The sequence below is a fragment of the Psychroserpens sp. genome (genome assembly GCF_036960315.1).
Lineage (GTDB): Bacteria > Bacteroidota > Bacteroidia > Flavobacteriales > Flavobacteriaceae > Psychroserpens.
This window is the reverse complement of the sequence record NZ_JBALVR010000004.1, coordinates 284,302-309,772: the sequence shown is the minus strand read 5'-3', so window position 1 is coordinate 309,772 and position 25,471 is coordinate 284,302. Positions and strand designations below refer to the sequence as shown.

The window sequence follows — 25,471 nt, the reverse complement described above, 5'->3', positions numbered from 1 at the left end:
CAAATTCAAAAACCTAACCATACTAAAAACCACAAGAGTGAGGGAAAAAAAATAGTGGCTAAACTACTCTCTGTGAAAACACGAACAGTGCTTTAAATAAAATTACTTGCTTACTAGATTCTCAAAATATTGGTACAACTGTCCTTTAGTTATAGTTGCTCCTTCTTGAATTAACTTAAATTTATCTGAACCTTTATCTTCTGAATAGTCTTTTTTAGCAGTGTAAAATTCAACATCATCAGACATCAGGTTATCTTTAAACCAAGCATATCCATCTTTGGTAGTAATATCAATAGCTTCCTTTTTGATTTTAAGTGCAATTAAACGCATATGCTTATCTGTACAATGAAACAAGTGCATTTGCTGTGGTGAAATATGTTCTAAATATGTTACTTTAGATAAGACGCCTTCCCAAATAATATCACTAAAGACATCTAACTCCTGCTCTGCCACTTCGGGTTTATTGGTTTTGATATTTGCCCACTCATCTGCAGTAATAGATTGTGTGGCTAAAAAATTGATGAATTCTTGGTGTAATTCTTCAAATTGTTCTTTTGTTAGTCTTGTATATTTCATTTGATATGCTATAAAAAAAATGCGCTCTTAAAATTAAGAGCGCAAATTTAGTGATTTTATATTCTTTTTAGAAAATATATCGTAATCCAAATTGTGCTTGCCAACGAGATGCCAAACTTGAATCATAATTAAATGTTTCTGTTAAATTTGGATTAAATGTATATGTTGGTATGTTATTAGCATCAATACTATCAATACCAATAGGTTGGATGCTGTTTGGTTGTTGAACTATTCCCCAATCACTGTTCAGTAAGTTTCCAAGGTTTAAGATATCAAGACTAAGCTGAATAGTATTGTATTTATCTGCTCCAACTTTAATTCTATAGTCTTGTAATATTTTAATATCCCAACGACTTCTCCAAGGTGCTTTTGCTCCATAACGTTCTGTATATTGTCCACGTCTTTCACTTAAATAATCATCTTGGGAAATATACATATCAAATGCTGCTCTCTGCTCATTTGGGTTGGTTCCTGAAAATTCCATTTGTTGTATTTCACTTGAAGTAGGAACGTATAATAAATCGTTTATACCCGAACCATCACCATTAATATCACCTCCATAGGTGTAATTAAAACGTCCACCTTGAGCATATTCAAAAAATCCTGAAACTGTAGTTGACCATTTATCGTTTCCGTAAACCCATCTTTTACTAGCAACTCCAATTACTCGATGTGTATCTCCATATCTAGAGTACGATAATACATCATCATTTGCATTGCCAGAAGTGGCATTACCTGCAAAAGCATCACTCGTAATTTCTGCTTCGATTGAGTTTACATCTTTAGAGTTTAAATAACTATAGGCTAACATGGTATACAAACCATTATCAAAGTTTTTTTGCGCTTTAACTGAAGCATTCCATATACGACCTTTATCAGAGTTTGTAAACACATAAGCATTGTTAATGAGGTCACTTGCTAAATAAATTGGTCTGTTATCTACGCCTCCTAAGGTTCCTGAAGGATCTGTTAATCCCCAATTTTGAACATGTGCTCCATTAGTATCTTTAGTATAAGATATATCTCCAGTTAAAATAACTCCATTTTCAAGTTTATAATCTGTCCCTATATTGGTTCTCCAAACTTGTGGGAATTGATAATCTGGATCGACTGCTTGTAAGAAAAACACATCTGGATTAGCAATTTGATTTCCTAACCAAACAAAAGGAAAACGTCCAGTAAAAAGTCCTGATCCACCACGTAATTGGAATGTTTTATCACCTTTTACGTCGTAATTAAATCCAACTCTTGGAGATATCAACCATTTATTAGTTGGCATATTCGTGTTATCAATAAATACGGTTTCGCCTGTATTTGGATTTACATAAGGAATATCTGGTACAACAACTCCTCTATCAATAACTTCTTGCGCTTTTTCGGCAGAGTCAAAAAACAAAGGCTTGTCAAAACGAAAGCCATACGTTAATTTAAATTTTTCTGAGGCATTCCATTCATCTTGAAGATAGAATGATAACTGACCAACATTAGTTTCTGCCAATGCCCAACCACCTGGTGTACCTTCCGGAACAGTATTATTTGCAGCAAATATGGCCTCCGCCGCTTCAAAACTCCCAAATCCAGTAGCATAATCATTAGCATTAAAATTAGCTATATCAACACCTCCAAAAAGGTCAAAGCCATATGCTGTTAAATTAAAAGAGTTGTCAAATTGAAATTTTTCAAAAGCAAAACCAACTGTATACGTATGATTGCCCTTGTAAACATTTAAATTATTTGAAAACTGTAATACTTTTTGATCCAACTTATTATGAACAGAAAATGGCTCATGTCCTGCAATGATATAGTTTGATCCGTCCTTAGTAATGTTTATTGAAGGTCCAGGTGTAGAAAACGGATTTCTGAAATCATCAAAATGTGTGTATCCAATTTGCAATTTATTTGTTGCTTCATTAGATAAGGTGGAGTTTAACTCTACTTGAACAGATTTTAACTTGTTATTGATTTCGTATCCAGAATTTTGAAATTGCAGGGTATTTGCATTTGGCCCTCTGAAGCCTATAGCCGATGGATGCGCTGGATTTTCTTTTGAAGCATCTAACCAATTATAGATGATCGCTAGTCTATTATTATCATTGATATTCCAATCTAACTTAATAATTCCTTTTGTAGATTCTGAACCAAACGTAAATCCTTGATAGCTTCCTGGGTTATAATCAATACCTATAAGTGCCTGTTGAACTGCTATTAAATCTGATTCTAATACTCTAGATTCATTAATGGCACCACTTCCTGTATTAGGAACCCAACCATTACTTCCTAAATCTGTACGTTCATCTTTCTCAAAATTAGCAAAAAAGAATAATTTATTTTTAATAATTGGACCTCCTACACTAAGGCCATATTGATTTTGCTCTAAATCTGGTCTTACTACATCCTCTCCTCTTACTTTTTTTCCTGTAAAACTTTCGTTTCTAAAAAAACCATATACAGTACCATGAAATTCGTTAGTACCACTTTTAGTTACTGCATTTACAGAAGCACCTGTGAAACCAGACTGAGTCACATCATAAGGAGCAGTTGTTACGGTAATTTGATCAATGGCATCAATAGATATTGGTGAAGAATTTGTTTGACCTCCAGGCTGTGCAGCATCTAAACCAAATGGGTTGTTGAAAATTGCGCCATCTAATGAGAAATTGTTGAATTGGTCATTTCGCCCTCCAAAAGATCCGCCACTAGCCGTTGGTTCTAATCTAGTAAAATCATTTGTTGATCTAGATATTGTAGGCAACGTAGTCAATTCTCGCCTTCCAACAGCGGTTTCAGCTCCAGTTCTACTATCGCTAAAAGTGCTCGTTCCAGTTGAGCCCGTAATGACAACGGTATCTAATTGTTCACTATCAGCAGCCATAGTAACATCTATGTTTTCTGTTTTACCTAATGTAAGATAGACATCATTAAATGTTTGTTCTTTGTATCCAACATAGCTTATTGTAACGGTATATGGTCCACCAACTCTTAAATTGAGTAAGTTATATCTACCGTCAAAATTTGTTGCTGCACCAAACTTAGTTCCTGTTGGTGTGTGGATTGCTAAAACATTAGCTCCTGGTAAAGGATCTGAGTTTTCATCTAAAATTAAACCTTTAATATTGGACGTCGTTACTTGCGAAAAAGCAAAGACACTAAATACCATTAAAAGAATTGAGAATGTGATTTTTTTCATTGTGTTTTGGATTAGTTAATTACTATGCATGCATAATATACTTTATAAAGTTATGAAAAAAAAAAAGGCTGTTCATATGAACAGCCTTTTTTTATTAACGATAAATTGTTTATTGTTTATGCTTCCGCTACAACTTCAAATGGTAAATCTACAGTTACCGCTCTGTGTAATCTTACAACAGCATCGTATTTCCCTAGACGTTTTACACTACCACCAGCTACAGAGATGAATTTTTTATCAATCTCATGACCAGCCTTTTTTAATGCGTTAGCCAAATCAATATTGTTTACAGATCCAAATAATTTGTCTCCAGAACCAACTTTAGAAGAAATTTTAATTTCTAAACCTTTGATGGCGTCTGCAGTTTTTTGGGCTGCTTCAATAATTGTTTTCTCTTTATAAGCTCTTTGCTTTACTGTTTCCGCTAAAACTTTTTTAGCAGATGACGTTGCCATTATAGCTTGTCCGTGAGGAATTAAAAAGTTTCTACCATAACCGTTCTTAACTGTTACAATATCGTCTTTAAATCCTAAATTATCAACGTCTTGTTTTAATATAAGTTCCATAGTTATTGGTATTTTATTTTAATAAATCTGCTACGTAAGGCATTAACGCTAAGTGACGCGCTCTCTTTACAGCTACAGATACTTTTCTTTGGTATTTTAATGATGTTCCTGTTAAACGTCTTGGTAAAATTTTACCTTGCTCGTTTACAAAACCTAATAACCAATCTGCATCTTTATAATCAACATACTTGATTCCAGATTTCTTAAAACGACAATATTTCTTCGTTTTGCTCGTGTCAATATTTAACGGAGTTAAATATCTAATTTCTCCGTCTTTTTTTCCTTTTGCTTGTTGTTCAATTGAAGACATAGTTACGCTTTTTGTTTATCTCTGATTCTTCTCTTTTCTGCCCAAGCAATCGCATGCTTGTCTAATGCTACAGTTAAGTAACGCATAAAACGCTCATCACGTCTAAACTCTACTTCCAATGGATTTATTACTTCTCCATCTACAGTGTATTCAAATAAGTGATAAAAACCACTTTTTTTGTTTTGGATTGCATAGGCTAATTTTTTTAAGCCCCAATCTTCTTTGGCTACCATCTTCGCTCCTCTAGAAACAAGAAAATCTTCGTATTTCTGTACTGTTTCCTTTATCTGGTCATCAGATAAAACGGGATTTAAGATGAAAACAGTTTCATAATGATTCATAAAAATCTATTTTATTGTGTTAAAAATGAGTGCAAAAATAACTATAATTTATGTTTCTGGCAACGTTTTGTATATAAAAATTTGGTTATTAAGATTTTCTTAAAATTTTGTTAAAATCAACACTTTACCGATGTTTTTTGGTTTTTAACCGAATTTTTTGTACTATTGTCGATATCTTAACCTAAAATATAATAATGTTATGACTTTAAACTGTGTAGTAGTTGATGATTCTGCGATTCAACGATTATCGATTGTAAAGTTAATTGAGAATCATTCCTCACTTAACCTTATTGCAGAATACAGTAGTGCATTAGAGACCAAGAACGGGCTCAATACTCATAAAGTAGATTTGATCTTCTTAGATATTGAGATGCCTGTCCTGAATGGTTTCGAACTGCTCGACGTTCTCAACAACAAACCCCAAATTATTTTCGTTACAGGTAAAACTGAATACGCGTTTAAAGCTTTTAATTATGATGCAACCGACTACCTACAAAAACCTATAAATAGGGAACGTTTCAATACTTCTGTAGAAAAAGCACTCGAGCAACATAAACTTAAGCTTGATTTCAATGAAACTGATGGCGAACATATCTTCGTTAAAAGTAACTTGAAAAAACGAAAAGTTTACATTAAAGATATTAAATGGATTGAAGCTCTTGGTGATTACGTAAAACTAGTTACCGAAGAAAATAGCTTAGTCGTTTTATCTACAATGAAAGCTTTTGAACAAGAATTACCAGAAGGTAAATTTTTAAGAATCCACAAATCATATATCGTAAACCTTGATAAGGTAGATAGATTTAATAGCAAAAACGTAGAAGTTGGCGCTTATGAGATTCCTTTAAGTAGAAACAAGAAAACCCAACTTGTAGACGCTTTAAATAATATTTAAGACTTTTTAGTTTGAAGATATAAAATTAACCCTAACTAATTTTCTTAATAATTATCGACATTTAAGATTACTCTTATTGCCCTAAAATCTTTCACACTTAAGAAGCTGTTATTAATTTTAATAATAGCTTCTTTTGTTTTTGATAAGGATTGTTTCTGCGGAATCTTCACCAAGATATGTTTTAGATACTGATTCCTAATTCTCGCTACTGCCGGAAACTCTGGCCCCAAAACATTAGCATCAAAAACAGTACGCAACGATCGTGCATACCAATCGGCTCCTACATTCACGCGATTAAAATCTTTATGTTTTAAAGTAATCTTAATCATTCTGAAAATTGGCGGATACTTATACGTATGTCGCTCGTCCAACTGCTCTTCAAACATCTGAACATAATTATTAGTAGAGACTTGCTGTAATATTCTGTGATACGGATTATAAGTTTGTATCAACACCTTACCACGTTCTTCGGTTCGTCCTGCTCGCCCTGACACCTGAGCCATTAATTGATAGCTACGTTCATGCGCTCTAAAATCTGGAAAATTGAGCATATTATCAGCATTCATGATTCCAACCATCTTCACATTTCTAAAATCTAAACCTTTGGTAAGCATTTGTGTACCTACCAAAATATCGATTTCGCCTTGCTCTAATGCCGTTATAATCTTTTCGTAGCCATATTTACCTCTAGTGGTATCTAAGTCCATACGTGCTACATTATGATCAGGAAACAACAACTTCGCCTCCTGCTCTACTTGTTCTGTACCAAAACCTTTACTATCGAGTTCCACACTTCCACAAGCATCACAGGTTTTCGGCATTACTGTATTATAGCCACAATAATGACAACGTAACTGATTTTTATATTGATGAAAGGTTAAACTCACATCGCAATTAGGACATTGAGGTGAATGACCGCAAGTATTGCACTCTACAATAGGCGAAAAACCACGTCGATTTTGGAATAGGATAATTTGATAATTATTCTTTAGCGTTTCAGTCATCTCTTCGACTAAGCGATCACTAAAATGGCCTTGCATACGCTTCCGCTTTTGCTTATCCTTAATATCAACTAACTCTATCTCAGGCATTAACACATTATTGTAACGATGGTTTAATTCTACCAAACCATACTTCCCTTGTTTCGCATTGTAATAACTTTCTAGACTTGGTGTTGCAGAACCCAATAGTGTTTTACTTCGGAAAATACTTGCCAATACAATTGCTGTATCACGAGCATGATATCTCGGTGCTGGATCAAACTGTTTGTATGAAGATTCATGCTCTTCATCAACGATGATTAATCCTAAATTCTGAAATGGTAATAACACCGAAGAACGCGCACCTAAAATTACCTGAGCTGTTGGTGAATTGTTCAATACATTATTCCAAACCTCAACACGTTCATGAGACGAATACTTACTATGAAATACAGCTACTTTTTCTCCAAAATAATTTTGTAGACGCTCAACCAATTGGGTGGTTAATGCAATTTCAGGAAGTAAGTATAAGACTTGCTTTTTAGCATTGAGTTGTTCTTCAATGAGCTTGACATAAACCTCAGTCTTCCCTGAAGATGTAACGCCATGTAATAAAGTAATGTTATGATTTTTAAATGACTCAATTACTTCGTCTAAAGCCTTTTCTTGATATTCATTTAACCGCTTAGAGTCTTCATTATCGTCTCCATCATACTGAACACGATCGATTTGAATGTGGTATTCTTCGAGAACTCCTTTATCAATAAGCGTTTTTATAATCGCTGAAGATGTACCACTTTCCGAAGATAAATCAGACACCTTAACTGGCTTTTTCGTTTGTGCTGAAATCGAAAATAATGTCATTACGACATCTCTTTGTTTTGGTGCTCGACTTAAGTCCTCCATTAAAGTCTGAAGTCCATTTTCCGAAGAAAATGTAGCGCCCAATTTCACATAACGAACTAATTTAGGTTTGTACTTTTCATAGATCTCCTCTTGTACAGAAATTGCGTTTTTTTCTAACAACCGCTTAATGACTGGCAGTACATTTTTCTTATCCAGAATGGACATTAAATCCTGAATTTTTAAAGACGATTGATGATGTAAAGCTTCATAAACAATAAACTCATCATCTTTTAAATCTTCATCATTTATAACGACGTCATCGTTTTTACTGATGATGGTTTCGCTTTCTAGAATAAAAGCACTAGGTAAGGATGCTCGCATCACTTCTCCTAAAGTGCACATGTAGTAGCTAGACATCCATTTCCAATGTTGTAATTGGTGTTGTGTAACGATCGGTGTTTCATCTAGTATTTGATGAATGTCCTTGGCTTCATAGACTTGAGGCGGATTATTATGAATTTCCACAACCAGTGCCGTATAAATCTTTGTTTTCCCAAAGGGAACAGACACACGAATACCAGGTTTTAGAAAATCCGCTTCTGCTTGTGTTATCGCATAGGTAAAGCTTTTTTCTAAAGGAATGGGCAATATGACGTTGATGAAGTGTTGCATTAATCCTTAACTCTTATCCAATACTGGGTTCTATAAAAAATGGCAATATACCCTCTTACTTGCAATCGATTGGTATTATTGTCATCCAATTTTAAACGGCAATTGTAAATCTTTCCGTTTTCAGGATTGGTAATCGTTCCTTTTTTATATACATTTCCAGACTGTTCCATAGCCTTGATAATTGTTAAACCCAAAACTGGTTTATCATAATCATCACCTTTACAAAACTTACAAGGCAAATCTCGTTTAGCTGGATCAAATATTTCGATAATCTTTCCGTAGACTTTTCCGTTCTTCTTATAAATCTCAACAACAGACTTCTCTTGTCCTGTTTTGTCATCTATCGTTTTCCACTTTCCGAAGATCGTTTGAGAGCAAATAGATTGCGACATTAGAAGTGCTAAAATTATGAAATATCTAGTCATCAGTATCATTTCTCTTTAAACGCCTAATAGTAGCATTTAGTTCGTAACCTAATAACAATATATTGGCATTAAGCCATAAATACAAGAGCAAAATCAATAAGGCACCAATAGAACCATAGAGCTTATTATATTGCGAGAAATTATCAATATATATTCCGAATAAATAGGACGTTGATATAATAAGTAAGGTTGTAAATAAAGCGCCTATTGAGAAGAATTTAGAGATCCTTCCTGCTTTTGTTCCGAAGTAATATAAAGTCGCTGTTGCGATATATACCATAAATACAAAGAAAAGATATTTGGCAAACACCACCCAAAATAGATTGGAGTCTTTAGACGCATAGTCCAAACTCTCGAATTGTTCATATAATGGCTGGATGACATAAATTTGAAAATATCCAAAAAACGCAACCGTTAAAATTACCAATAACGCAAGAATAAGTGCAACACCAAGCGCATATAGATATTGCTTAAAAATATTTCTGGTGTGCTCTTTATGATAGGAATTTTCAAAACCAGAAAACACCGCATTCACACCATTAGCCATTAATAAAATCGAAACTATAAATACTGACGATAATAAACCGCCACGTTCTGTATTCTCTATATTTTCGAAGATATTAGAAAAGAAAAAATCGGAGGTTTGAGGTGGTAAAAAAGAAGTTAAAAATTGCTGAAACTCCAATTGAAATCCTTCAATAGGAATATAGGGCATCAAGATAAGCACAAACAGTAAAAACGGAAATATAGCCGTAAAGAAGCTAAAGGCAATCGCACTTGCTCTAGCAGTTAGCGCACCTTCAAAAATCCCAATCGCATACAACTCTAATAAATCGTAAAGCGATAAGCCCTGAAAACCTGGTAATTTGATTTTTCTAAGTAAATCCACAAGTCGATTTACAATAGGTATTTTACTTAATATCTCTTTTAAGGATTTTGACATTAAACGGCTTTTAAACTTAAATCCATGTTATAAACTGAATGCGTCAAAGCTCCGGACGAAATATAATCAACACCACATTCGGCATATGTTCTCACGGTTTTTTCATTAATACCTCCTGAAGATTCTGTTAAACATTGATCACCAATCAATTTTACTGCAGCTCGTGTATCCTCATAATTAAAGTTGTCGATGAGAATACGATAGACACCTTCTGTTTCTAAAATTTCTTTGATTTCTTCTAAGCTTCTTGCTTCTACGATAATCTTTAATTCACGATTTGTATCTTTTAAATACTGCTTAGTTTTATGAATCGCTTTTGTGATTCCTCCAGAAAAATCTATGTGATTATCTTTTAGCATAATCATATCATAAAGTGCAAATCTATGGTTTTCTCCTCCTCCAATCTTTACAGCCCATTTTTCTAGAGCTCTTATTCCCGGAGTCGTTTTTCTGGTATCTAAAATATTCGTCCCTGTACCTTCTAATAAATCCACAAATCGCTTTGTTTTTGTAGCAATAGCACTCATTCGTTGCATGGCATTAAGCACCAAACGTTCCGCTTTTAAAATGGATTGTGAAGCACCTTCAACATAAAATACGATGTCTCCGTATTTAACATGACTCCCATCTTCGATAAGCGTTTCTACAGTCATATCCTTATCAACATAAGCAAAAACTTGTTTGGCAAATTCAACACCTGCAATAACACCTTCATCTTTTACTAAAAGTTTAGCTTTCCCTTTTGCTGAAGCCGGAATACAAGCCAACGAACTATGATCACCATCACCGACATCTTCTCTTATAGCATTGCTAATGATGCCTTCTATTTCTATATCGAATTGTTCTTGTGAAATCATGTTTAGAATATTTAATGTAAAAATAGCAATTGTGAAACAAAATACTCAAATTACAAATTTCAAATTCCAATTAAAATGTAAATTTGTATATGACTATTAAACTTCTTACCATAGGCAAAACTGATAATAAGGACTTGCAATCGCTAATTGATGATTATCAAAAACGATTAGGCTTTTATGTAAAATTCGAATTTGAAATCATTCCAGATCTTAAAAAAGCTAAAAATCTTAGCGAAGAACAACAAAAACAAAAAGAAGGCGAACTTATTTTAAACAAGCTAAATGCTACAGACGTCATGATTCTACTTGATGAAAATGGGAAGCAATTAGATTCTGTTGGATTTTCTCAATATTTACAGAAGCATATGAATTCTGGCATTAAGCAACTGGTTTTCGTTATTGGAGGTCCTTACGGATTTTCGCAAGACGTATACCAAAAAGCAAATGGGAAACTGTCATTATCAAAAATGACCTTTTCCCATCAAATGATTCGCTTATTTGTGATTGAGCAATTGTATCGAAGTTTTACGATTTTAAGGAACGAACCTTACCATCATCGTTAAGTCTAATACGTTTTATAAACTTCTTTTCGTTTTTTTAATTGTCGTTCCAAATCGTTAATCGTTTCTCTCACAGCCACTTCGTATTGACTCTCATCTGAGGTTGAAAAAATTCGCGGCCCTGGCAAGCTCAATTCTATATCACAAATTTTACCTTTTGCATGACTATGTTCATCGTGCTTAAAACGCACGGTTGCATTGATTAAAAACTCATATCTATTAAATAACTTGTTTAACTTTTCTTCGGTAAAAGCACTTAGAGTTTCACTTACATCGACATCTACATATTGAAAATTCACGGTCATATAGTTCTTCTTTTTAGGTTAATTTCATTACTCTAATTTACGAAATTTTGAACGATTTTTAGCACTGAAATCCTTAAAGTATTGGAAATATTTTCTTATGAAAAAATTTACTCCTTTTTAATTAATGTCAAGATCTCTTCATTACCTGAACGACTCATAGTAAATGATAGCGTGTCTGCATTTAGTGTATTAATTTCTACAGCAATCTCTAATTTACCATCTGGTTGGGAGTATAATAAACCATCAGCAATTTTATAAGTGCCTTTTGTTTCTTGAGCGCCTACTTTTGATGTATAAGTCTTATCTTTTTCAAAACTGAAATAGGCATTGTTATTACATTTATCTTTAGAAGAAGCTACATCTATCCAACTAGAACATTCCCATTCGCCAACAATGTCTTCGGCGTATTTTAGATCATTACAAGACACAACTAATAAAACAGATAATAATAGCAATAATTTTTTCATAGTATTGGGTTTAAATTAATTTACAATGGCCTAAATATCGGCAATTACAATGGAACATAAAGCACCATTAATACTTGAATAATAAAAAAGGCAACAAATGGTAATACCAAATACCCCATAACGTCTCTAGCTTGTAGTTTCACACCTGCAGTCATCACAGGCATTACTAACAGCAAAAAGAATGGTTGCAACAAGTTGCTTAAACTTTCACCGTAAGCAACCGACAATGATGCTCTCGACACCATAGCTGTGACTTGATCTTGAGGCAATCCAATTCCCAAATCTTTCACAGCTTCGATCATACTTGGACCAACCACAGCAAATTCTCCTCCTGCTGAAGGAATTGCAAAATTCACCAATCCACCTGTAACGTAAGCATAGAATGGATACGTATCTATGGTAGCCACAGAAGCCAATACATCTGCTAATTTAGAACCCAATCCAGTTGCTAACATGATTCCCATGATTCCTGCGTAAAAAGGATATTGAAATAAAATTCCGGAAACGTTACTACTAGACCGTTTCATAGCAATGCTAAACCGCATTGGCGTTTTATGAACAAGTAAACCTAGCATAATAAAAATGAAAATCATAATATTGAAATTCAAGTCAAATCCTTTATTCACAAAATGATAACATATGTAACAAAAACCCATTAAAGCAATACTCCATTGTAACACAATACTATTATTTAGTGTATCTGAAACAGCTTTAATTGGTAATTTATAACTCTCAGCTTCGTCTTTAATAGAGATTACATGTTTTATATCACCTCCTTTCTTTAATAAATCTTTAAGTTCTTTTATGTTTTTTGTTTTAGGAATGATAGACAAAATAAAAAATGGCATAATGATTAAAAAAAGCGCCATCATTACTAAGTTTAAAGTTGAACCTAGCGTATAATTCATGGGTATTGTTTGATCAAGAATGCCTGCATTAATTAGAAAATTATCAGGCGTATTTAACAATAATGGTATAGAACTTGACAATCCAGAGACCCAACTTCCTCCTGAAAAATAAACACATGCTATGAGAAACGGATAATTAACACCTTTTACTCTAAGCGCTAATTCTCTTGCTAAAACACAGGTAATTACAATCCAACCAAAACTCACCAATGATAAAAGCGCGCCAATAAGAATAACAAAAAAATAAACTTGCTTTGGTGTTTTAATATAAGTAGATAGGTTATCGATACCTCGATTAATTATTGGGGATAAGGCAATACTAAAACCTGTAATAATGAGAAGTACAATTTGCATACCAAAACTCAACAAATCAAAGAAGCCATCATACCAGGACGCTATAATTTGCAAAGGTGAATTATCCGTGAATAAAAAAGCGCACAAAGCCACTATAATAGTTAAGACCAAAGCAAACACAAACGCGCTTGGCATATACTTTTGAAATACATTTGTGAACATTTCGCCGAGTTTGGTGATCATGATTGCATCTTATTAATTAAATTTCATTTTTTCACCTTTCATTGTACCTCTTGAATATAATTCGGCATCAATAAAAAGAACTTCTCCATATGTTCCATTTTTTATACTTGAGTCCACAGCAAATATTTTTTGGTCATATAGTTGAAGAACTTCCTTTTGAGAACAATGCCCAACTACAATGTGGTTGGCATTGATTTGATTCAAAATCGTATTGACCTCTTCATTTGTTAAGTCATCGTTAAAATAGCCTCGATACCATATAGGACCATTTGATCCATAATATCTTTCATAAAAAGAACTAGATTTCATTTCAGTCTTTTCACGATCTATTGATGCTCTCATTAATTTATTTGTAGCTTCTATATTGAACTCTTCGATTAAAAAATCTGAAGAAACGCCACCATGTACAAATACATTATCATTAATTTTTACTAAGGTTGCTTTTGATCTCAACCATTTACCTAATACCGTAGTATTACTAAAAAGTTGATCATATCTCGTTTGTAATACTTTTTCAGTTTTCTGATATTTTTTATGTATATATCTAAGATCGCTATGAAGCACCATATATTCATGATTTCCTAATAAAAAATGAACCTTACCTCCACTAGCCTTAGCTTGCTTTTCTAAATAATAAATAAACCAAAGTGTTTCTGTGACTTTCGGACCACGATCAAAAACATCTCCAACGATTACAAAATGTCCATTTCCAAACATCCAGTTTAGATTTTCATCAATCACTTTATTATTCTTCAAAATCTCAATCGCCAAATCAAATTGACCATGAATATCACTTAAAGCGACTATTTGTTCAACATCACTATATATTGAAACTTCCGCATTAAAGGTTGTTTGATATGAATTAAGCTTCAAATCTTTTTGTTTAAGCTCTCCATTTACAACACGCTTTTCTACCAAACGATCTTGTTCTATAAATACATAAGGTCCATCATTAACAAGCGGAGAAATGCTATCATTTGATTTTACTTGAGCGTTTAAAAAAACGCCACTTAAAATCGCAAAATATAGGGCTAACTGTTTTATCATGTTCAAAAATTTGAGTCTAAGATAACAAACATTTTTATTGAAAAGTCAAAAGTTGTTCTTCAAACTTAAGCTATTTTTTAGTTAACGTTTTATAGTCTATTTTTGAACATCAATCCTAATTACTCATGCAACTCGTCTTCGCCACAAACAACGGCAATAAACTTAAAGAAGTACAATCCCTTATTCCTGAGCATATCCAACTCCTAAGCCTAAAAGACATTGGTTGTTTTGAAGATGTCCCAGAAACACAACTCACTATTGAAGGTAATGCCATCCAAAAAGCCGAGTATATCAAAGCACAGTATGGTTTCGATTGTTTTGCAGATGATACTGGTTTAGAAGTTGAAGCACTTGACGGCGAACCTGGCGTGTATAGTGCTCGTTACGCTGGAGAGCAACGCGATGCGCATGATAATATGGATAAGCTCTTAAATAAGTTATCTACCAAAGAAGACCGAAGTGCACTGTTCAAAACGGTTGTTGCATTACATCTCAATGGAGAGCTTAAAACATTTACTGGTATTTGCAGAGGAAGCATCAGTACAACAAAATCTGGCGATCAAGGTTTTGGTTATGACCCAATTTTTAAAGCGATGGGTTATGACAAGACTTTTGCTGAAATGTCTTTAGATGAAAAGAACGCTATTGGACATCGTGGAAAAGCGGTGAGATTGCTTGTTAGTTTTCTAATTAATATTTAAGTCACTATGAAATTAAAAACGATCACAACTGCGATTATGCTTTTAATTGCTATTCAGTTAATTGCTCAGAGCAATATAACAACAACATCAAAAGTACCATTATCTATTGGCGAAACCACTAGCATCAAATCCAAAATTCTTGATGAAAATCGTGTAATAAATGTCTATCTACCCAATTCTTATGCTCAAGATTCATTAAAGACATATCCTGTAATCTATTTATTAGATGGTTCAATCGATGAAGACTTTATACATATTGCAGGACTTGTACAATTTGGTTCCTTTTCTTGGATTAATATGCTACCTGAATCTATTGTAGTAGGTATTTCTAATGTAGACAGAAAACGAGATTTCACATATCCAACTACTAATTTAAAAGATAAAAAAGATTTTCCAACAACCGGTAAATCAGAACTATTTATTAACTTCTTAGAAATCGAATTACAACCCTTCATAGATCAAAATTATAGAACTAAAAATACCAAAACTATCATTGGACAATCACTTGGAGGCTTATTAGCTACTGAGATTTTATATAAAAAGCCTGACCTCTTTGATAATTACATTATCATTAGCCCAAGTTTGTGGTGGGACGACGACTCATTGTTAAAACTAAAAGCAAAAACATATACAACAACAAAAAACATTTATGTTGGTGTTGGAAAAGAAGGTGACATTATGGAAACAGCAGCTGCGGGCTTATTCAAGACTTTAAAGTCAAACAAAAAAGACAATACGCGTTTATATTTTGGCTTTTTTGAAGATTTGAATCATGGAGACACACTGCATTTAGCAGTTTACGATGCTTTTAATCTCATCTTTAATACCAAAAACTAAGCTCGAGCTAACGATGGAGCAATTGTTGGAGCTCTTTAAAAAAAGCGACTTGCGAAATGTTTACATTCATGAGTACCAAAAAAATAATATAACACGAATAAAGCGTGTTAAGACGCCCAAAATCAAATAAAGTTGCGTTGAAAATACACAAGTATTGTTTATCCGAATAAATGAGTATCTTTGCAGCTTGAAAAAACCACGGGTTGGATTTTTCAAATTCCTCAGAGTGAGGATGTGTTATCTGGAAGTTTAAGTGTTTAGTATGTCGATTCGCTTCTTTTGTAACACTAAAGAACATAATCGAATACAAAATAAACGAATGAGCACATTCCAAGAACTCGGTCTTAATGAAGACCTATTACATGCAATTACCGATTTAGGATTTGAAACGCCTAGTGACGTTCAAGCAAAAGCAATTCCAATATTATTAGAAGGAGATACAGATCTTGTTGCCTTAGCGCAAACAGGAACTGGAAAAACTGCAGCATTTGGTTTTCCAATGCTACAAAAAATTAATGTAGATAGTCGTACAACGCAAGGTTTGATTTTATCACCTACACGTGAACTCTGTTTACAAATTACCAATGAAATTAAACTTTACGGAAAGTATTGTAAAGGTCTAAATGTTGTCGCTATTTATGGTGGCGCTAGTATCCAAGATCAAGCAAGAGCTGTAAAACGTGGCGCACAAATTATTGTCGCTACGCCTGGTCGTATGAAAGATATGATTAGTAGAAACATGGTTGATATTTCTAAAATTGAATATTCAGTTTTAGATGAAGCCGATGAGATGCTAAACATGGGATTCTATGAGGATATCACTGATATTCTATCACATACACCAGAAGATAAAAACACATGGTTATTTTCTGCAACGATGCCTAAAGAGGTCTCTAACATTGCAAGAAAATTCATGGATAGCCCAATTGAAATTACAGTTGGAAACAGAAATGAAAGCACAAGTCAAGTCTCTCACGAATACTATCTAGTAAACGCAAGAGATCGTTACCAAGCGCTAAAACGTTTGTCAGATGCGAATCCAGATATCTTTTCTGTGATTTTCTGTCGTACAAAACGTGATACACAAAAAGTTGCTGAAAACTTAATCGAAGATGGTTACAGCGCTGGCGCTTTACATGGTGATTTGAGTCAGAACCAACGTGATATGGTGATGAAGTCTTTCAGAAACAAACAAATACAGATGCTAGTTGCTACAGATGTCGCTGCTCGTGGTATTGATGTAGATGATATTACACACGTAATCAATTACCAATTACCTGACGAACCTGAAATTTATACGCACCGTTCTGGACGTACAGGACGTGCTGGTAAAACAGGTATTTCGATGGTAATCGTTTCTAAAAGTGAAGTACGTAAGATTAAAAGTATTGAACGTATCATCAAGAAAGAATTTGAGAAAAAAGAAATTCCTGATGGAATGGAAATTTGCGAAGTACAATTAATGTCTCTCGCTAGTAAAATACACAATACTGAAGTTAATCACGAGATTGACAAATACTTGACAAGTATCAACCAATTATTTGAAGATACTGATAAAGATGAATTGATTAAGAAATTCTTTTCTGTTGAGTTTACACGTTTCTTTAACTACTATCAAAAAACTAAAAATCTTAATGCGGCAAGTTCGTCTAGAGATTCTGAAGGTGAAAGCGGACGTGATTATGGAGGAAGTAAAAATGAATCACGTTACTTTATTAACGTAGGACGTAAAGACGGTTACGATTGGATGAAACTAAAAGATTTCTTAAAAGAAGTTTTAGAGTTAGGTCGTGATGATGTCTTTAAAGTAGATGTAAAAGAGAGCTTTTCATTCTTTAATACTGAAAAGGAATCTCAAGAAAAAGTATTAGCCTTTTTTACCGACTTTAAACATGACGGACGTTTTGTTAACGTTGAAGTTAGTGAAGACAGAGGTGGCGGCGGAAGAAGTCGTGGTGGTGGACGCTCTGGTGGTGGCGGAAGAAGTCGTGATGGCGGACGCTCTGGTGGTGGTGGAGACCGAAGACGTAACGATGACAGACGCTCATCTGGAAGACGTAGTGATTCTGGTTCTGACAATAGAAGTGACAGACGTTCTTCTGAAGGATCTGGAAGACGTAGTGATTCTGGAAACAGAAACGACAGACGTTCTAGTGAAAGTTCAGGAAACAGAAGTGATAGACGCCCTGGAGGAGACTCAAGACCATCTAGAAGCTCGGAAAGTGATTCAGGTTCTGATAGACCAAGACGCTCTAGACGTAGAGATTAAATAAAAAAACCTCGTAACAGTGTTACGAGGTTTTTTTAAACCATGTTGTTAATATTTAGTCAAATTTCCGACCACTAACACAGTGGTATGCTATTTGTTTACTATTTTTAACACATAATTGAACACATGAAGTACCTTTTTACAATCATTTTATTTATTTCTGCAACAGCAGTAGGCTTTGCACAGGAGACCAAAGATCAAGACCAAAAAAGTCAAGATTCTATCAGTGTAAATACTAGTGTAAAAGGTACAATAATTGACTTAGCTACAAACCTACCTATTGATCGCGTAAATATTGTTAATCTGAATCAGGTGATTGGAACCTCAACTGATGATGATGGTAATTTTGAAATCAAAGCAACAGTTAATGACACATTACATTTATCTTATTTAGGTTTCAAATCTATTAAAGTTAGAGTGACTAATGATTGGCTCAAGTTTGGAGAAACTAAAATTGGAATGACCGAATTGGCTCTAGCGCTTGAAGAAGTGGTCGTGAATCAATTAAAACTGACTGGATACCTAGAAATAGATGTCAAGCAAGTTCCTATTAAATCAAATTACAGATATAGTATTTCGGGACTTAATAATGCTTACGAAGCTGGTAATAGAAGACCAAATGCCGTGAGCAAAGTTCTAGGTGCTATTTTTAATCCTGCAGATTTTTTACATAATATCTTCGGAAAAAAACCAAACGAGTTACGTAAGCTTAAAAAAATGAAGAAAGATGACGAGATTAGAAACTTGTTAGCTTCACGTTTTGATAGAGAAATGCTCATGGTTTTATTACAAGTTGACAAATTTGATTTAGATGAAATTGTCAACCAATGTAACTACTCAAAAAATTTCATAGAATCTGCTAACGATCTACAAATATTAGATGCTATTAGCGAGTGTTATGAAGAATATAAAGTCTTAAACCGAAATAAGTCCGGTCGTTTCTAAGACTGCTTATTAGAATGTATTGCTATTCTATTTCCTTCTGTACCCAAAAACACCCCATATAACCATGCTCTGGTGAAATTTGTGTTTTAGACTGAATGCGTATTCCTCACTAAATACCATTTCAATAGTTAGTAAGACTTTCAGAGTCAAGACTTCAAGATTATCAACAAAACAAATCTTGATTCTTATATCAATAAGCGAAGCGGTTCATAATCCCTATGATTCTAATATCTCTTTTAAACTTGTTAGGCCTTCTTCAAAATCTTTACCAACGTGCTTATCAATATTATAGAGCATCATAAAAATATTAGCTGGCACTTTGTTTTGTCCAGAAAATCCCCAAGTCACTTTTGTCTTACCATTTCCAGCATCTTCAACTTTAGTTACAGCATCCGACTCAGACTTCCAAGGTTTAAAAAACCGAAGCTGAGCTTCGACTCTATCATTTTCAACAATATTAATAATCTCTTGTTCTCCAAGTCCGACTTCTTTATTTCCATCCCACTTGGCTATAAAACCTACTTTTCCATCAGTACCAACAAATTCTTGTTTCATATCTGGATCTTTCTTTTTCCATGGCGACCAGAAATCTTGATTTTTTATGTGCTTTAAGTAATCAAAAACTTCAGGTATGGGTTTATCAATAACAATGCTTCGGTTAACTTCGTAGTATTTGGGTGCAATTAATGATAGCAGAATAACAAGTACTACTATGCCTCCTAAAATGTAGAGAAAGATCATGCCTATAAGGTTTTGGTTGTTATTCTAAAATTACAAAAAATATTACGCTTCATAAAAGCGCTCAATGATCTCCTTGTAGCTTTTAATAGTTTTCTTACACCAATCCAAACGTTTTTCGAGGTGTTCTTCTTCAGTGAGTCTCCAATCTACATCTGTTTGTTTGAGCTTAGTGGTAACATGTTGTAAGATGATTGCCGCAGAAACAGAAATATTTAAACTCTCAGTAAAACCAACCATAGGAATTTTCAAAAAGCAATCTGCCTCATCGATGACTTCTTGAGATAAGCCACTCATTTCTCTTCCGAAGAAGAAGCAAGACTTTTTAGTAACGTCAAAATCGTCGAGTAAACTATCATTTTCATGTGGCGTCGTTGCCACAATTTGATAGCCTTTATGTTTTAAATCTGAAATCGCTTCTTTTACAGAATGATGCCGATTTAAATCCACCCATTTTTGTGCTCCCATAGCAATTTCTCTATCGATCTCCTTGCTATTCTGCTCCTCAATAATTGTTAGTTCTTGAACACCAAAAACATCACAACTGCGCATCACCGCACTAGTATTGTGTAATTGATACACATCTTCTGTGGCAACAGTAAAATGCTTTGTCCGCTGGGACAGTATTCTTTCAAATTTTTCTTTACGCTGTTCTGTCAAGTAACCCTCAAGATGTTGTAAAAGTTTAATGTCAATCATTAAAAAGATTTATATTTAATGAAAATATAAAACTCTATGGGATTAAAAAAACGATTGACCCTTTTTTCAGTTTGTTTTCTATGTTATTTTTGCGTGTTTTCACAAGATATTAAAACCATCATACTAAAAGACACCATTACTTATAGTGAAGAAAACACACAAAAGATCATAGAGTTCGGAGAGTTTATTGATGCTTCTATTCATAATAACGAGCCAGAATTGTTCCTTTCAAAATTAGATAAGGACGTTTTTTTTAAACGTATACTAGATTTAATTCCGTCAGTTGATCCTCAAGACGAGTACGTAAAGAGTTTTGTTTCAGGAATGAAAAAAGGCTTAAATAAATTCCCTAATGAAATCATTGCGGAAGTCGAAAATGGCTCTTACTATGATTTTATCAGTTATCGCTATGATCAAACTCTACAGACTTACTTTGCGCTGTTTAGATTGTATTCTTCGGAAAGTGGCATGAATTATCATGATTTTAGAATTCATAAAAAAGATGGAGAGATGCAATTTTCGGATATGTACCTATATATCTCTGGAGAAAATTTAACCGAAACCTTAGCAAGAGTAATGACCTACACGATGCCGGATAAAAAGTTATTCGGACTCATAAAAACACCGATGGATGAAGGAATAAGTGACCTCATAAAAGCCATGACTTATAATAATACTGGTGATTTTAAAAAAGCTTACAAACTCATGAATGGTATAACGTCTCCTCTTTCAAAGGAAAAGTTTTTTTTGATTTTTAAATCATTGGTTGCTAGTAATGTTGATGATGATAAATATTTAAAATCCTTAGAGGACCTAATAAACACCTTTTCTGACGACCCAACTATTGGATTAAATAAGGTAGATTATCATATTTATAAAGGCAATTATTATGAAGCGATCCAAGTGATTAATCAGTTGCAAAACGAAACCGAAGATGATTTTTTAAACTATATGAAAGCTAATGTTGCATTTCAAGATGAAAACTACGACCTCGCTCTAAACTATTATAAATATACCATTGAAAATTATACCGGTTTTTTTGAAGGTCAAGCTGGTTATCTGAATACTTTAGTGATGATGAAAAAAAATTCTGAGGCCGTAGACTATCTTGACACCCTAATTGCTGATAGCTATGAAAAACCATCATTGATTGATTATATCGAAGAAGATGATGAATTTGGAGAGAATATATTGGAGGACTTAGTAAAATCAAAAGAGTATAAAATCTGGAAGCGTAAGAAAAAATAACATGAAACATCTTGTCGTACTAACGGGAGCTGGAATAAGCGCTGAAAGCGGCATCAAAACCTTTAGAGACGCAGATGGTCTCTGGGAAGGCCATGATGTTGTGGAGGTTGCCACACCTCAAGGATTCGCTAAAAACCCTGAACTTGTTCTAGAGTTTTACAATCAGCGTCGTAAGCAACTACACGAAGTAAAACCAAATAGTGCGCATTTCGATTTAGTAGATTTAGAAAATGACTACAAAGTAACTATCATTACACAAAATGTTGATGATTTACATGAACGCTCCGGAAGTAGTAATGTCGTTCATCTACATGGTGAACTATTTAAAGTAAGAAGCACCAAAAACTCAATGGACATAAAAACTTGGACTACCGACATAAATTTAGGTGACACCTGTGATAATGGCCATCAACTAAGACCACATATTGTTTGGTTTGGTGAAGAGGTACCCATGATAGAAAAAGCTGTTGCAATTTGTGAAACAGCAAACCTCTTATTGATTATCGGAACATCTATGCAAGTCTATCCTGCAGCTGGGCTAATGAATTATGTACCACACAACACTCCTATTTATTTTATAGATCCAAAGCCCTCTATTAAAAATAGCGAACTTCTCACTGTTTTTACTGACACTGCAACAGTTGGGATGAAAAAAGTTAAATCACTATTAACACAAGATAAATAATCAGGAGTGCTACGAATAAAGATAATTTAATCATCATCTAAAAGTTTAAAAAAGTCATTAACCGGTTTTCCAAATACTTCAGAAAGCTTAAGAGCCAAAACCGTTGAAGGCACATACCTATTGGCTTCTATTGAATTTATTGTTTGTCGTGATACACCAATTTTTTTGGCTAAATCATCCTGAGTTAAACTCAAAATAGCACGCTCTACTTTAATCGTATTCTCCATTATCTCATACGTTTTAAAGCATGATAAGATAAGAGTTGTATCATAAGCATGAACAATAAGACTTGAAAGTCTCCTAAATCTTTAAATGATTCTCCTCCTGAATGTACCACATTAGAAACTCCAAACTCAACGTAAGGCATAACCAAAGCATACAAAACACCAATAACAAAGGCATAGGTGTAGGATTGCATTCTTAATTTCACAACCATTTCATCCTCTTCATTATCTCTAGAAATCGACATTAATAACATGCCCACCAAAAGTGTTTTTTGTAGTATAAGCTTTAACCATTCCGTGTCGCCTTCCATTGCAAAAGCACGTACAAACATTGTGGCTATGGTTAGACCTATGATTAACATTCCTATCTTATTAAAGTAATGAGGCAATCTAAAGTTAATGAGCTTTTCCAAGCCTCTTTTTTCACGTTCCATGTAATTCTCCTTTCCCATAATTGACAAATATATTTTATATTAAGTAAAATTATTTTTACTATATGACAAATATACTTTACATTTTTGAATTATGCAAATAAATTGCAATTATTTGAATTTCTTTGGAAAATATTGGCACAAAAGAGATTGAAGAACCGTTTAAATAATAAAATCCTGTCTGAATAAACAGACAGGATTTTACCCCTAACTAAACTAAATTTTAAATCTTAACGTGTCCGCTTAACTACTACATTAAGATTACCTACTTATAATCAAGAAACTATAATAAGTTTCTATCTATTTTATATACGTATTGTTTTATCTGTTTGGATTACGAATTAAGAAAAAATCTATATTTTTTTTGCTTCTTCCCAAAATATATCCATCTCCGCCAGTGTCATTTCGGAAAGAGGCTTTTCTAATTCCTTTGATTTTTGCTCTAAATATTGAAAACGTTTAATGAATTTTTTATTGGTACGTTCAAGTGCGCTTTCGGGATCTACTTTTAAAAATCGTGCATAATTAATCATCGAGAATAAGACATCACCAAACTCGCTTTCAATTCTATCTTGATTGCCTTGGTTAACTTCCTCTTGAAGTTCTCCTAGTTCCTCTTCTACTTTTTCAAATACTTGATGTGGTTCTTCCCAATCAAAACCGACACCTGCAACCTTATCTTGTATCCTATTGGCTTTTACCATAGCTGGCAAACTTTTCGGCACACCTTCCAAAACACTTGTCTTACCTTCCTTAAGCTTTAATTGCTCCCAATTACGCTTCACGTCTTCTTCATCATTAACGATTACATCTCCGTAGATATGAGGATGACGACTTATGAGTTTATCACAAATACTATTGCAAACATCGCCAATATCGAAGGCTTTAGTCTCACTTCCTATTTTAGAATAAAACACGATATGAAGTAGCACATCACCTAACTCTTTTTTAACTTCATCTAAGTCGTTATCTAGGATGGCGTCACCAAGCTCGTAAACTTCTTCTATAGTTAAATGACGAAGGGTTTGAAGGGTTTGTTTTTTATCCCAAGGACATTGCTCGCGCAACTCATCCATGATAATAAGAAGACGTTCAAAAGCTTTTAATTGCTGAGTTTTATCGGACATATTTAGCTGTCATTTTTGGTTTAAAACCCAAAAATACAATGCTTTCTCTCAGATAGAAATTCTGAGAGCCATTTAATATGAACAATCTATTAACGAGATTTATTCTTCTTCGTCTGCAGTAACTGCCTCGCCTTCATCTATGGCATCTAGCATATCATGTTTTTCAAGTAAGTTGTACCATTGTACAATCTTTTTGATATCACTAGCGTATACACGATCTTCATCATAATCTGGCAATACTTCAAAGAAATATTCTTCAAGCTTATCTTTAGAATCTTTATGACTTATAGATGTTTGTTGTGCATTCTCTTTATCTCTAATCTTTTTCAGCACTTCTCTTAGAGGTAATTCTTCGGTTAAAGTATATACTGCAATTTCACTTAAAACACTAATGTTATTGTGAAGGCTTACAGACATCTTCTTTTTATCGATTAAAGATTCCGCAACAAAACCACTACGTGTCTGTGCTACAATTTTGTATAATCCTGGTTTTCCAGAAATGGAAAGTATTTTGTCTAAACTCATTGTTATGTTTTTCAGTATTAACGCTTCTTTTTTAGCAATGGAAAACGCATTCTATAATCTACATTTATTTTTCCTTTGGAAATATTAGCCAATTTCCCCTTAATCAAACGCTTTTTTAATGACGAAATTTTATCTGTAAATAAAACCCCTTCAATATGATCGTACTCATGCTGAACGACTCTAGCTATTAATCCGTCAAAAACTTCAGTATGCGTTTTAAAATTTTCATCTTGATATTTGATAGTCACTTTTGGTTGTCTAAATACATCTTCTCTTACATCTGGAATACTCAAACAGCCTTCATTAAAAGCCCATTCATCACCTTCTTCGTCTAATATTTCAGCATTAATAAACACACGTTGGAAATTTTTAAGTTGCTCTTGTTCTTCTTCGGTATATCCTTCATCTTCAGAAAATGGCTCAGTATCTACTAAAAATAATCGGATAGCCAAACCAATTTGTGGTGCTGCCAAGCCAACACCAAAAGCACCATACATAGTTTCTTTCATGTTCTCGATAAGCGTATCAAGATTAGGATAGTCTTTTGTAACGGGTACTGCTTTTTTTCTTAAAACAGGATCGCCATAAGCAACAATTGGTAATATCATTATATTGTAATT

Annotated in this window: 28 protein-coding genes; 8 read left to right on the top strand and 20 right to left on the bottom strand. The window is 33.8% G+C overall.

Annotated features, from left to right (window positions below; all coding sequences use genetic code 11):
* Positions 1-102: 102 nt before the first annotated feature.
* From V7719_RS09455 to rpsF, 5 genes are all read right to left on the bottom strand, one after another.
* Positions 103-576, bottom strand: a complete 474-nt coding sequence (locus V7719_RS09455; RefSeq protein WP_335729647.1) for a DUF6495 family protein — start codon at positions 574-576, stop codon at positions 103-105.
* A 67-nt stretch (positions 577-643) separates the two neighbouring features.
* Positions 644-3,763, bottom strand: coding sequence for a TonB-dependent receptor (locus V7719_RS09450; RefSeq protein WP_335729646.1), 3,120 nt, complete (start codon positions 3,761-3,763; stop codon positions 644-646).
* Positions 3,764-3,879: 116 nt separating this feature from the next.
* Positions 3,880-4,329 carry a 50S ribosomal protein L9 gene (rplI, locus tag V7719_RS09445; protein ID WP_335729645.1) on the bottom strand — a complete coding sequence of 150 codons (450 nt, stop codon included), beginning with the start codon at positions 4,327-4,329 and terminating at the stop codon, positions 3,880-3,882.
* Between the two features lie 13 nt (positions 4,330-4,342).
* Positions 4,343-4,639: a 30S ribosomal protein S18 gene (gene rpsR, locus V7719_RS09440; RefSeq protein ID WP_028873640.1), complete on the bottom strand. Its 297-nt coding sequence runs from the start codon at positions 4,637-4,639 to the stop codon at positions 4,343-4,345.
* 2 nt (positions 4,640-4,641) lie between these two features.
* Positions 4,642-4,980 (bottom strand): 30S ribosomal protein S6, encoded by a 339-nt coding sequence (rpsF, locus tag V7719_RS09435; RefSeq protein WP_335729644.1) that lies wholly within the window; start codon positions 4,978-4,980, stop codon positions 4,642-4,644.
* A 199-nt stretch (positions 4,981-5,179) separates the two neighbouring features.
* Between rpsF and V7719_RS09430 the strand changes: the two genes are divergently transcribed.
* Positions 5,180-5,875 carry a LytR/AlgR family response regulator transcription factor gene (locus tag V7719_RS09430; protein WP_028873642.1) on the top strand — a complete coding sequence of 232 codons (696 nt, stop codon included), beginning with the start codon at positions 5,180-5,182 and terminating at the stop codon, positions 5,873-5,875.
* Between the two features lie 44 nt (positions 5,876-5,919).
* Here V7719_RS09430 and priA read toward each other — a convergent pair whose 3' ends face one another.
* Genes priA through nadC form a run of 4 tightly spaced genes read right to left on the bottom strand, consistent with a single transcriptional unit; the run spans position 5,920 to position 10,598 of the window.
* On the bottom strand, positions 5,920-8,373 hold the full coding sequence (priA, locus tag V7719_RS09425) for a replication restart helicase PriA (RefSeq protein WP_335729643.1): 2,454 nt from the start codon (positions 8,371-8,373) through the stop codon (positions 5,920-5,922).
* The gene (locus V7719_RS09420; protein WP_335729642.1) at positions 8,373-8,765 is read right to left on the bottom strand and encodes a DUF2147 domain-containing protein; all 393 of its coding nucleotides are present in this window, start codon (positions 8,763-8,765) and stop codon (positions 8,373-8,375) included. Before V7719_RS09420 ends, priA begins: the two co-directional genes overlap by 1 nt.
* A 25-nt stretch (positions 8,766-8,790) precedes the next feature.
* Positions 8,791-9,741, bottom strand: a complete 951-nt coding sequence (locus tag V7719_RS09415; protein ID WP_335729641.1) for a YihY/virulence factor BrkB family protein — start codon at positions 9,739-9,741, stop codon at positions 8,791-8,793.
* A complete protein-coding gene (nadC, locus tag V7719_RS09410) occupies positions 9,741-10,598 on the bottom strand; it encodes a carboxylating nicotinate-nucleotide diphosphorylase (protein WP_335729640.1) in 858 nt (285 codons plus the stop codon). Before nadC ends, V7719_RS09415 begins: the two co-directional genes overlap by 1 nt.
* Positions 10,599-10,687: 89 nt before the next feature.
* Between nadC and rlmH the strand changes: the two genes are divergently transcribed.
* Positions 10,688-11,161, top strand: coding sequence for a 23S rRNA (pseudouridine(1915)-N(3))-methyltransferase RlmH (gene rlmH, locus V7719_RS09405; protein WP_335729639.1), 474 nt, complete (start codon positions 10,688-10,690; stop codon positions 11,159-11,161).
* 2 nt (positions 11,162-11,163) lie between these two features.
* Here the strand turns inward: rlmH and hpf are convergent, their stop codons facing one another.
* From hpf to V7719_RS09385, 4 genes are all read right to left on the bottom strand, one after another.
* On the bottom strand, positions 11,164-11,463 hold the full coding sequence (gene hpf / locus V7719_RS09400; RefSeq protein WP_335729638.1) for a ribosome hibernation-promoting factor, HPF/YfiA family: 300 nt from the start codon (positions 11,461-11,463) through the stop codon (positions 11,164-11,166).
* Positions 11,464-11,570: 107 nt separating this feature from the next.
* Complete coding sequence (locus tag V7719_RS09395) at positions 11,571-11,930, bottom strand: lipocalin family protein (RefSeq protein ID WP_335729637.1); 360 nt, start codon at positions 11,928-11,930, stop codon at positions 11,571-11,573.
* Positions 11,931-11,974: 44 nt separating this feature from the next.
* Positions 11,975-13,375 carry a short-chain fatty acid transporter gene (locus V7719_RS09390; RefSeq protein WP_335729636.1) on the bottom strand — a complete coding sequence of 467 codons (1,401 nt, stop codon included), beginning with the start codon at positions 13,373-13,375 and terminating at the stop codon, positions 11,975-11,977.
* A 12-nt stretch (positions 13,376-13,387) separates the two neighbouring features.
* Positions 13,388-14,422, bottom strand: a complete 1,035-nt coding sequence (locus V7719_RS09385) for a metallophosphoesterase (RefSeq protein ID WP_335729635.1) — start codon at positions 14,420-14,422, stop codon at positions 13,388-13,390.
* Positions 14,423-14,547: 125 nt separating this feature from the next.
* On the opposite strand from V7719_RS09385, the gene V7719_RS09380 reads away from it, so the two are divergent.
* The 4 genes from V7719_RS09380 to V7719_RS09365 all read left to right on the top strand — a co-directional run bounded on the left by V7719_RS09380 (position 14,548) and on the right by V7719_RS09365 (position 19,174).
* On the top strand, positions 14,548-15,123 hold the full coding sequence (locus V7719_RS09380; protein ID WP_335729634.1) for a non-canonical purine NTP diphosphatase: 576 nt from the start codon (positions 14,548-14,550) through the stop codon (positions 15,121-15,123).
* Between the two features lie 6 nt (positions 15,124-15,129).
* Positions 15,130-15,960, top strand: coding sequence for an alpha/beta hydrolase (locus V7719_RS09375; protein ID WP_335729633.1), 831 nt, complete (start codon positions 15,130-15,132; stop codon positions 15,958-15,960).
* A gap of 319 nt (positions 15,961-16,279) precedes the next feature.
* Positions 16,280-18,229: a DEAD/DEAH box helicase gene (locus tag V7719_RS09370; protein ID WP_335729632.1), complete on the top strand. Its 1,950-nt coding sequence runs from the start codon at positions 16,280-16,282 to the stop codon at positions 18,227-18,229.
* A gap of 126 nt (positions 18,230-18,355) precedes the next feature.
* Positions 18,356-19,174 (top strand): carboxypeptidase-like regulatory domain-containing protein, encoded by an 819-nt coding sequence (locus V7719_RS09365; RefSeq protein ID WP_335729631.1) that lies wholly within the window; start codon positions 18,356-18,358, stop codon positions 19,172-19,174.
* Between the two features lie 216 nt (positions 19,175-19,390).
* Here V7719_RS09365 and V7719_RS09360 read toward each other — a convergent pair whose 3' ends face one another.
* Positions 19,391-19,915: an SRPBCC family protein gene (locus V7719_RS09360; RefSeq protein ID WP_335729630.1), complete on the bottom strand. Its 525-nt coding sequence runs from the start codon at positions 19,913-19,915 to the stop codon at positions 19,391-19,393.
* Between the two features lie 42 nt (positions 19,916-19,957).
* The gene (locus V7719_RS09355) at positions 19,958-20,611 is read right to left on the bottom strand and encodes a TrmH family RNA methyltransferase (RefSeq protein WP_335729629.1); all 654 of its coding nucleotides are present in this window, start codon (positions 20,609-20,611) and stop codon (positions 19,958-19,960) included.
* 36 nt (positions 20,612-20,647) lie between these two features.
* Here V7719_RS09355 and V7719_RS09350 point away from each other — a divergent pair, with 36 nt between their 5' ends.
* The gene (locus V7719_RS09350; protein WP_335729628.1) at positions 20,648-21,859 is read left to right on the top strand and encodes a tetratricopeptide repeat protein; all 1,212 of its coding nucleotides are present in this window, start codon (positions 20,648-20,650) and stop codon (positions 21,857-21,859) included.
* 1 nt (position 21,860) lies between these two features.
* A complete protein-coding gene (locus tag V7719_RS09345) occupies positions 21,861-22,544 on the top strand; it encodes an SIR2 family NAD-dependent protein deacylase (protein ID WP_335729627.1) in 684 nt (227 codons plus the stop codon).
* 26 nt (positions 22,545-22,570) lie between these two features.
* On the opposite strand, the gene V7719_RS09340 is transcribed toward V7719_RS09345, so the two are convergent.
* The 5 genes from V7719_RS09340 to def form a co-directional block, all read right to left on the bottom strand.
* Entirely contained in the window at positions 22,571-22,771 is a 201-nt protein-coding gene (locus tag V7719_RS09340) for a helix-turn-helix transcriptional regulator (protein ID WP_335729626.1), read from the bottom strand.
* Positions 22,771-23,220 (bottom strand): hypothetical protein, encoded by a 450-nt coding sequence (locus V7719_RS09335; RefSeq protein ID WP_335729625.1) that lies wholly within the window; start codon positions 23,218-23,220, stop codon positions 22,771-22,773. Before V7719_RS09335 ends, V7719_RS09340 begins: the two co-directional genes overlap by 1 nt.
* A gap of 332 nt (positions 23,221-23,552) precedes the next feature.
* The gene (gene mazG, locus V7719_RS09330) at positions 23,553-24,326 is read right to left on the bottom strand and encodes a nucleoside triphosphate pyrophosphohydrolase (protein WP_335729624.1); all 774 of its coding nucleotides are present in this window, start codon (positions 24,324-24,326) and stop codon (positions 23,553-23,555) included.
* 99 nt (positions 24,327-24,425) lie between these two features.
* The gene (locus V7719_RS09325; protein WP_335729623.1) at positions 24,426-24,851 is read right to left on the bottom strand and encodes a DUF5606 family protein; all 426 of its coding nucleotides are present in this window, start codon (positions 24,849-24,851) and stop codon (positions 24,426-24,428) included.
* A gap of 17 nt (positions 24,852-24,868) precedes the next feature.
* On the bottom strand, positions 24,869-25,459 hold the full coding sequence (def, locus tag V7719_RS09320; protein ID WP_335729622.1) for a peptide deformylase: 591 nt from the start codon (positions 25,457-25,459) through the stop codon (positions 24,869-24,871).
* Positions 25,460-25,471 lie beyond the last annotated feature (12 nt).

What these genes read in the sequence shown, in the direction of transcription:
- V7719_RS09455 (WP_335729647.1), bottom strand. Translation starts at nt 576, where the DNA reads ATGAAATATACAAGACTAACAAAAGAACAATTTGAAGAATTACACCAA.
- V7719_RS09450 (WP_335729646.1), bottom strand. Translation starts at nt 3,763, where the DNA reads ATGAAAAAAATCACATTCTCAATTCTTTTAATGGTATTTAGTGTCTTT.
- rplI (WP_335729645.1), bottom strand. Translation starts at nt 4,329, where the DNA reads ATGGAACTTATATTAAAACAAGACGTTGATAATTTAGGATTTAAAGAC.
- rpsR (WP_028873640.1), bottom strand. Translation starts at nt 4,639, where the DNA reads ATGTCTTCAATTGAACAACAAGCAAAAGGAAAAAAAGACGGAGAAATT.
- rpsF (WP_335729644.1), bottom strand. Translation starts at nt 4,980, where the DNA reads ATGAATCATTATGAAACTGTTTTCATCTTAAATCCCGTTTTATCTGAT.
- V7719_RS09430 (WP_028873642.1), top strand. Translation starts at nt 5,180, where the DNA reads ATGACTTTAAACTGTGTAGTAGTTGATGATTCTGCGATTCAACGATTA.
- priA (WP_335729643.1), bottom strand. Translation starts at nt 8,373, where the DNA reads ATGCAACACTTCATCAACGTCATATTGCCCATTCCTTTAGAAAAAAGC.
- V7719_RS09420 (WP_335729642.1), bottom strand. Translation starts at nt 8,765, where the DNA reads ATGTCGCAATCTATTTGCTCTCAAACGATCTTCGGAAAGTGGAAAACG.
- V7719_RS09415 (WP_335729641.1), bottom strand. Translation starts at nt 9,741, where the DNA reads ATGTCAAAATCCTTAAAAGAGATATTAAGTAAAATACCTATTGTAAAT.
- nadC (WP_335729640.1), bottom strand. Translation starts at nt 10,598, where the DNA reads ATGATTTCACAAGAACAATTCGATATAGAAATAGAAGGCATCATTAGC.
- rlmH (WP_335729639.1), top strand. Translation starts at nt 10,688, where the DNA reads ATGACTATTAAACTTCTTACCATAGGCAAAACTGATAATAAGGACTTG.
- hpf (WP_335729638.1), bottom strand. Translation starts at nt 11,463, where the DNA reads ATGACCGTGAATTTTCAATATGTAGATGTCGATGTAAGTGAAACTCTA.
- V7719_RS09395 (WP_335729637.1), bottom strand. Translation starts at nt 11,930, where the DNA reads ATGAAAAAATTATTGCTATTATTATCTGTTTTATTAGTTGTGTCTTGT.
- V7719_RS09390 (WP_335729636.1), bottom strand. Translation starts at nt 13,375, where the DNA reads ATGATCACCAAACTCGGCGAAATGTTCACAAATGTATTTCAAAAGTAT.
- V7719_RS09385 (WP_335729635.1), bottom strand. Translation starts at nt 14,422, where the DNA reads ATGATAAAACAGTTAGCCCTATATTTTGCGATTTTAAGTGGCGTTTTT.
- V7719_RS09380 (WP_335729634.1), top strand. Translation starts at nt 14,548, where the DNA reads ATGCAACTCGTCTTCGCCACAAACAACGGCAATAAACTTAAAGAAGTA.
- V7719_RS09375 (WP_335729633.1), top strand. Translation starts at nt 15,130, where the DNA reads ATGAAATTAAAAACGATCACAACTGCGATTATGCTTTTAATTGCTATT.
- V7719_RS09370 (WP_335729632.1), top strand. Translation starts at nt 16,280, where the DNA reads ATGAGCACATTCCAAGAACTCGGTCTTAATGAAGACCTATTACATGCA.
- V7719_RS09365 (WP_335729631.1), top strand. Translation starts at nt 18,356, where the DNA reads ATGAAGTACCTTTTTACAATCATTTTATTTATTTCTGCAACAGCAGTA.
- V7719_RS09360 (WP_335729630.1), bottom strand. Translation starts at nt 19,915, where the DNA reads ATGATCTTTCTCTACATTTTAGGAGGCATAGTAGTACTTGTTATTCTG.
- V7719_RS09355 (WP_335729629.1), bottom strand. Translation starts at nt 20,611, where the DNA reads ATGATTGACATTAAACTTTTACAACATCTTGAGGGTTACTTGACAGAA.
- V7719_RS09350 (WP_335729628.1), top strand. Translation starts at nt 20,648, where the DNA reads ATGGGATTAAAAAAACGATTGACCCTTTTTTCAGTTTGTTTTCTATGT.
- V7719_RS09345 (WP_335729627.1), top strand. Translation starts at nt 21,861, where the DNA reads ATGAAACATCTTGTCGTACTAACGGGAGCTGGAATAAGCGCTGAAAGC.
- V7719_RS09340 (WP_335729626.1), bottom strand. Translation starts at nt 22,771, where the DNA reads ATGGAGAATACGATTAAAGTAGAGCGTGCTATTTTGAGTTTAACTCAG.
- V7719_RS09335 (WP_335729625.1), bottom strand. Translation starts at nt 23,220, where the DNA reads ATGGGAAAGGAGAATTACATGGAACGTGAAAAAAGAGGCTTGGAAAAG.
- mazG (WP_335729624.1), bottom strand. Translation starts at nt 24,326, where the DNA reads ATGTCCGATAAAACTCAGCAATTAAAAGCTTTTGAACGTCTTCTTATT.
- V7719_RS09325 (WP_335729623.1), bottom strand. Translation starts at nt 24,851, where the DNA reads ATGAGTTTAGACAAAATACTTTCCATTTCTGGAAAACCAGGATTATAC.
- def (WP_335729622.1), bottom strand. Translation starts at nt 25,459, where the DNA reads ATGATATTACCAATTGTTGCTTATGGCGATCCTGTTTTAAGAAAAAAA.